Raw genomic sequence first — 2111 nt, 5'->3', positions numbered from 1 at the left:
TATCTTCTCGAGCCAAGCTACCGTCGCGTCGCAGCCTGAGCTTAAAGTCGGAAAGTTTGGTCCATATCTGTTATCGTAAATCCAGTAGTAAGGCTCTGCCACTGATGTGCTGGAGATTATTACGGCTAGAGTGGAAGTGACTAATAGCGTAGCGGTACGCTCTTTGCGCATAGGATTCACCTCGCTGTCGAGTTCCAATTGACTTTCATGAGAACTTATTGGGAATAAAAAATCCCGGCGCTCTACCGGGATTCTTGAAGCTGCATATCGTTGGAGTAATATTCAGCTTGGGTGATTTATATCCGCCGATTCTTACTTGTGAAATCCTGTGCAGTCAATGCACGATAATATGAGGGTGATGCACTAACAAAAGAGGGCGTGGCACGAGGACATGCTTCTCCAAGGGGCCCTTTAGAATTCATCGGTCCTACGGGTGGTCGCGTGGCGTCTATCAAAGGGATTGCGGCGGGGGTGAGGTGCGCGGGAGAGACCTATGTGCACTTGTCGCAGGAGCATCTGGGCGCGCTATGCGTTTATCACCAATTGCGCAGGGAGAAATATATCTTGGGGTGAGACATCCATTTCCGTCGACTCCCGGGGTCTTTCGCCTAGTCGGCGTATCGCGAATAGAACCTGATTTGCCGTCGGAAGGGAAGGAACCACAGGCAGCCTGGCCGGCGGTCTACCTCCGCTCGCACAGGCCACACAACTTCTCTTATGATATCAATGATTGCATTGATTTCGCCCGGAGGGCTCTATGGCCAGCATTACGATTAGAAACCTAGACGAAGACCTCAAGGCCAAGCTCCGAGTGGTAGCCGCGAACCATGGCCGCTCGATGGAAGAGGAGGTCCGAGTGATCCTCGCCCAAGCGCTTTCTCCGAAAGAGAAGCAGGGTGGTTTGGGCAGCCGAATTCATGCCCGCTTTGCATCCGTCGGTGGCGCAGAGATTGAGCTGCCGGCACGCAAGGCTAAGGCACGGGCTGCGGACTTCGACGAATGATTCTGCTCGATACCAATGTCCTGTCGGAGCTGATGAGGGCCAAGCCGGATCCGGCTGTGGTCGCCTGGATCGACGCTCAACCTGCCCAGGATCTGCTGATCTGCTCGATCACGGTGGCCGAGATCCTCTACGGCATCGCCAGGATGCCGGAAGGAAAGCGCAGGCAAGCGCTACAGGATGTGGCGATTGCAATGTTCGAAGAGGACTTTGCCGGGAGAATCCTGCCGTTCGATGCGGATGCAGCGGTGCACTACGCAGAGCTAGCGGCGGAGAGTGAGGCCAAGGGAAAGATTGCCGATATGGCGGACGGGCAAATTGCTGCGATTGCCCGGCTTCACGGAGTGCAGATCGCCACGCGGAATACTCGCCATTTTGAGGCTTTTGGAGTGGCGTTGATTGATCCTTGGCGTGATTGACGCTTCAACTTACTCAAAGTCATCCATGTGCTTTTGAATTGCTTCGGTCAGGCTGGCATGCCAACTGCTCCGGATCTCCGGGGACTCATCAAGGAAAAGCTCCATCGCTTGGATTTCTGAGGCAAGTATTGACTTGGAGTCTGCTGTCTTCTCGAAGAAGTCTGCGCTCTGTACCGCGAAGAGATTATTCGAAAGGTTTCTGAAGCATCGATACTTCACCAATAAACCTGCGGCGGTTCTACCCCACACGATGATCTCTTCAAAAAGCTCCATTGGGCCTCCGGTTTTTGGCTGAAAGCTGGCTATCTCTCTGAGCGGGCTGGCTCGTCGTCGGAGGCAATCCGTTTCAACAGGATGCTTTCCTGGGCTGCCCAGATCTTCGGCGCTGCGTAACCTACTCCGAATGAAAGCGCCCAGATTCGCGCGAAGGTACCTGATTCGTCGTTTAGTGTGCCGATGAAGTACAGGCCAAAGACAAAACCGAGCACTCCACCGATAAACATGCGCAAGAATAACCAGATCCCCCGAATTTTCTGAAGTTCGGGAGGGGCGATTTGCATGACGCCAAGCTTGTTGGGTGGCCCATCTAGCGTAATGGTCGCTACAGCAGCTTGTGTGAGACTGCCGAAGACTCCACCTAGCGAGCAGGCACGAGGTAGCAGCATCTCTTGAGGAATTCCGAACATCTGACC

At 54.0% G+C, this 2111-nt stretch carries 4 protein-coding genes; 2 read left to right on the top strand and 2 right to left on the bottom strand.

The window, feature by feature from the left end; genetic code table 11:
* Positions 1–757: 757 nt before the first annotated feature.
* Positions 758–1003 carry a FitA-like ribbon-helix-helix domain-containing protein gene (locus FAS41_RS30555; RefSeq protein ID WP_138527003.1) on the top strand — a complete coding sequence of 82 codons (246 nt, stop codon included), beginning with the start codon at positions 758–760 and terminating at the stop codon, positions 1001–1003.
* The gene (locus FAS41_RS30550) at positions 1000–1419 is read left to right on the top strand and encodes a type II toxin-antitoxin system VapC family toxin (RefSeq protein WP_138527002.1); all 420 of its coding nucleotides are present in this window, start codon (positions 1000–1002) and stop codon (positions 1417–1419) included. Before FAS41_RS30555 ends, FAS41_RS30550 begins: the two co-directional genes overlap by 4 nt.
* 9 nt (positions 1420–1428) lie before the next feature.
* Here the strand turns inward: FAS41_RS30550 and FAS41_RS30545 are convergent, their stop codons facing one another.
* Complete coding sequence (locus tag FAS41_RS30545) at positions 1429–1692, bottom strand: hypothetical protein (RefSeq protein WP_138527001.1); 264 nt, start codon at positions 1690–1692, stop codon at positions 1429–1431.
* Positions 1693–1721: 29 nt separating this feature from the next.
* The coding region (locus FAS41_RS30540) for a hypothetical protein (RefSeq protein ID WP_218939151.1) at positions 1722–2111 on the bottom strand (390 nt) is incomplete at its 5' end.

The sequence above is a fragment of the Pseudomonas nicosulfuronedens genome, from assembly GCF_005877905.1.
GTDB lineage: Bacteria > Pseudomonadota > Gammaproteobacteria > Pseudomonadales > Pseudomonadaceae > Pseudomonas > Pseudomonas nicosulfuronedens.
Note: the sequence above shows the minus strand (reverse complement) of the source record. Positions and strands in the feature narration are given on the sequence as shown.

Coding starts and splice junctions, on each gene's coding strand:
- FAS41_RS30555 (WP_138527003.1), top strand. CDS start 758: ATGGCCAGCATTACGATTAGAAACCTAGACGAAGACCTCAAGGCCAAG.
- FAS41_RS30545 (WP_138527001.1), bottom strand. CDS start 1,692: ATGGAGCTTTTTGAAGAGATCATCGTGTGGGGTAGAACCGCCGCAGGT.
- FAS41_RS30550 (WP_138527002.1), top strand. CDS start 1,000: ATGATTCTGCTCGATACCAATGTCCTGTCGGAGCTGATGAGGGCCAAG.